At 44.1% G+C, this 3,713-nt stretch carries 4 protein-coding genes, 1 tRNA gene and 1 pseudogene; 2 read left to right on the top strand and 4 right to left on the bottom strand.

Translation table 11 applies throughout. The features are described from left to right. The 3 genes from ACP5N5_RS06200 to ACP5N5_RS06190 all read right to left on the bottom strand — a co-directional run. Positions 1-1,122: OPT family oligopeptide transporter (locus ACP5N5_RS06200; protein ID WP_428134008.1), on the bottom strand; the 1,122-nt coding region annotated here is incomplete at its 3' end. Between the two features lie 267 nt (positions 1,123-1,389). Further along, positions 1,390-1,464 (bottom strand) — tRNA-Arg (locus ACP5N5_RS06195). A 248-nt stretch (positions 1,465-1,712) separates the two neighbouring features. Further along, positions 1,713-2,372: an endonuclease V gene (locus ACP5N5_RS06190; RefSeq protein WP_428134006.1), complete on the bottom strand. Its 660-nt coding sequence runs from the start codon at positions 2,370-2,372 to the stop codon at positions 1,713-1,715. A 101-nt stretch (positions 2,373-2,473) separates the two neighbouring features. Between ACP5N5_RS06190 and ACP5N5_RS06185 the strand changes: the two genes are divergently transcribed. Together ACP5N5_RS06185 and ACP5N5_RS06180 are read left to right on the top strand one after the other, a co-directional pair. Then, on the top strand, positions 2,474-3,028 hold the full coding sequence (locus ACP5N5_RS06185) for a nucleotidyltransferase (RefSeq protein ID WP_428134003.1): 555 nt from the start codon (positions 2,474-2,476) through the stop codon (positions 3,026-3,028). Between the two features lie 69 nt (positions 3,029-3,097). Next, positions 3,098-3,274, top strand: coding sequence for a 50S ribosomal protein L40e (locus ACP5N5_RS06180; protein WP_012608529.1), 177 nt, complete (start codon positions 3,098-3,100; stop codon positions 3,272-3,274). Between the two features lie 15 nt (positions 3,275-3,289). On the opposite strand, the pseudogene ACP5N5_RS06175 reads toward ACP5N5_RS06180, so the two are convergent. After that, positions 3,290-3,713 (bottom strand): annotated as a pseudogene (locus ACP5N5_RS06175) (lysylphosphatidylglycerol synthase transmembrane domain-containing protein); the annotation flags it as partial.

Here is a 3,713-nt window from a genome sequence, read left to right as displayed (position 1 = left end):
CATGATTGTTATGCCGGATACAGGCATATTAGATGAACCAACAACACCGGCTAAGTATCCAGCGATAGCTGTACCGATGAATCCCAATATAAGCATGAATACACTCATTAGTAAAGCCAATAAGGGATCATTCAATATAACGAAGTACAGTATAGCTAGTGGAATAACGAATAGTACGGTTAATGCTAACACGTAGTTCATCGGTAGATCAAACTCTGTTCTAACAATATTACCTTGTCCTTCTCTCCTGGCCCCAGCTGCTTTGAGCCCCGATTTAATGCCTTTGACTATCGCCGATCTAAGCCTTATTAAACTGTATATTCCACCCACGAGCATTGCGCCAACCCCGATGAATCTAGCCTTACTTCTCCAGATTGCAAACATTGTGGCTACTGGATCTGGACTCGGCCAACCAGTTTGTGCTAGGATCGGTATGAAGATAAACCATGTTAATACACCACCAAGGAACATTAGTATCGCGATGTTTAAACCAACTATGAAACCAACCGCCAGTAGTGCAGGAGATAGATCAAGCCCGAAGTATAGAGGTATACGTCCAGCACTCCCAGCTGCCTCGAGGCTTCCAGGCCATAGGCCTATTCCACCGAGGAACTTGTAGATTGCACCTATGATTCCACCATATGCTAGTGGCTTAGCATGCGCGCCGCCCTTGTCGCCGGCTATTAATACTTCTGCACAAGCCTTGCCCTCGGGGAAAGGTAATTTCTCATGGACTATATACGCTCTTCTAAGTATTACTGTGAATAATGCTCCAAGCGAGCCACCAAGGCCAGCCATAATCGTGGTTAACCAGTAGGGTAGCTCGGTGTACAATTGTAGGATTATAAGTGCTGGCATAGTGAATATTACACCCGCTGCAAGGGCTTCGCCAGCAGAAGCGATTGTCTGTACAATGTTGTTTCCAAGAATGTTTCTCTCACCAAGTGCTCTGAATAACGCCATAGAGATGACAGCTGCAGGAATACTTGCGGAAATAGTCATACCAGCATATAAGCCCAGGTAGGCATTTGCAGCACCCATTACTATTGAAAGTATTACTCCCAGTATAACGTATTTCAGAGCTAGCTCGGGAAGACTTTTCTCTGGTGGAACATATGGCATATTATTACACCTCAATATAGATATATTTCCGCAAGAAAAATATATAAAAATTTAGATACTAGTATCCAGTATATATTACCTTGATCATGTGATAACAATATTTGCTAATAATTTATCTGGTGTATAAAATACGCTCGATTCAAGCCATTGATGAAATAGAAATCACTATATATCATAATAATTACAGTATAATTGTTTGTGAGTAACTCAAAATATAAGATCGACGGAAATATCCACGCGGACTTTTAAACAGGTGATTAAAGAATGCGGGCCCGCCGGGATTTGAACCCGGGGCCTCCGGCTCCGAAGGCCGGCGCCCTATCCTGGCTAGGCGACGGGCCCTAGTTACTTAAATTATTGTTCGGGTTATTTATCTGGTTTAGTGGAGAAGTAGTTTTAATCACCATGTGAGTGGGAAGGAAATAGTTGAAGCGGGTGACGGATGTAAATTGCTATTGAAACCATTATTCCTGGATAATGACAATATATATCCTGAACTCTGAGCTTATATATCATATCGCGAATAAGTGTAGAGATTTTTGTCCATGTACCTAGATAAGTAGATATGAATTCATAACATCTTCACTACGTTATAACCGTAGCTCCTTGATGCATTTACTCCTGGAGTAGTTGTCTGCCAGGTGTATTGGTAGTGGTAGCTTTAGGCCTGGCTCCATGAGGTGTCTAACTACTTCCACCGCGTCTTCGAGCCTTATTAGGTATCCTATACTCACATATATTTCGCTGCCCTGGTTGGTTTCAACTACCTCACCCACTATTCTTCCATGCGCCCTCACGAGTTTCCTACCATTTACTTCTTCTACCTCCCCGTAGAGCGGCTTCTTTGCCACCCCTATTGACGGGGTGCTGAGTACGAGACCTATATGTGTTGCTATGCCAAATGCTCTTGGATGGCTTAATCCATGTCCATCAACCAATATTATATCCGGTTTAGCCGGCAACCTATGCAATGCCTTAATGTATACAGGGGCCTCCCTGAACGCCAGTAGACCTGGCACATATGGTATAGGGGGCTTCGATGCAAGACACGTATATGCCAGGAGCATCTTAGCCCTATAATCCATGAGTACAGCGCTTCCAACCTGAACTCCTCCCCTATATGATGCATCAACCCCTGCAACACTCCTTATTCTCGATGGATCAATCCTTGGAAATGAATCAAGCTCTGCTAGAACCCTCTCAGAGAGTATTCTCTGAAGCATTACAGCCCGCTGATAATCGAAGCCCATTCAAATACCCTTACTTAATTAGCCTGTTGCAGGCTCTAAATTCTTTTTAAATATTTTTGGATGTGTTTTATCTTCTTGGTGTCTTTACCACGGTGGTTTAAATGACTTACAGTATTGATGAACTCGCAGGCATTATGAAGACGCTGCAGGACGAAGGGGTTAAGGCTGTCGTAATAGGGGATACAGTGGTTCAGTTAGCTCTGGGCAGGAAGAGACTAGAAGGTGATGTAGACTTATTCGTGTACGAGCCAAGCCCCCTCCTCGAGCAGGATTACTATCAGGAGCTGGCGTCCAGGCATGGATGGGAGGTATCATCGACGGAAGTGGGCACGGTGAAGTTGATTGCACCGTTGAGCGAGGACTACCTGGAGATCGAGTTATACGAGAACTATATGGATATAGAGATACCTGATGAAATACTCGAGAAAGCCGATGTGATCAGGGTGGGCGGTATAATCATTAACGTGTTACCGGTGGAAGCCTACCTGGTGCTCAAGGCCCGCCAAGGAGTAGACACGAATAAGCTCGCGGAATACATTAAACAACTGAAGAACAGTATAAATATAAAGCTTGTGGAGGAGCTGATCGGATATTACCATGAAGAGGAGCAAGAGATCATAGTGAACAGGCTTAGAGACACTGGCCTGAATATATAGTCCTGGTACCAGGGAAGATTTTTAAATCACTTAAGGTATTGAGGAGAAGGGTAGAGGGGTGCTTAATATATGCCGGTGAATAATCCAGAGCTACAGAAAATAGTCTTCAACAGAGTGTTAAATAAGATGGTGTGCAGGAGATGTGGTGCCCTGAACCCACCGGGCGCTACCAAGTGCAGGAGATGTAGATCCAAGGGCACGCTACGTCCTAAGAAAGCTGTTAGAACAGCTACAAAAGCCACTTAGAGTTTGTTTAATGTTTTAATGTAAAACCCAGCTTACCCACCTCCTAAGCTTGTTATCATATATTATCAGCGATATCAGCCCAGCCACGATTCCATAGTAATAGTATACAACCCTATACTTCACGACAACCGAGGGATCTAAGACTATTGATAATCCATATTCAGCTGCACCACTTCCACCAGGCGTAGGCAGGGAGCTAAATGACTGCATGATGAAATAGGCCTCGACAACTTTAACCACGGCGTCAACATTAAACACGTGGATGAATGGGAGTGCCGCGATACCCCATATTGTGTGGTAGAGTATTGTCAGCAGCCATAGTAAAGCCTTCTTCCCTAGGGATATCCTTGAAGCCATCTCGCTATAGCTAGAGGCGAAATCAAGGTACATTGCATACAGCTTGTTGAAGTGTTTCCTCATAAATCCAGGTATCCACCTT

The organism is Desulfurococcus sp. (assembly GCF_049970475.1).
Lineage (GTDB): Archaea > Thermoproteota > Thermoprotei_A > Sulfolobales > Desulfurococcaceae > Desulfurococcus > Desulfurococcus amylolyticus.
The sequence above is the reverse complement of the archived record's forward strand: the minus strand, read 5'-3'. Positions and strand labels throughout refer to the sequence as shown.

Coding starts and splice junctions, on each gene's coding strand:
- ACP5N5_RS06190 (WP_428134006.1), bottom strand. CDS start 2,372: ATGGGCTTCGATTATCAGCGGGCTGTAATGCTTCAGAGAATACTCTCT.
- ACP5N5_RS06185 (WP_428134003.1), top strand. CDS start 2,474: ATGACTTACAGTATTGATGAACTCGCAGGCATTATGAAGACGCTGCAG.
- ACP5N5_RS06180 (WP_012608529.1), top strand. CDS start 3,098: ATGCCGGTGAATAATCCAGAGCTACAGAAAATAGTCTTCAACAGAGTG.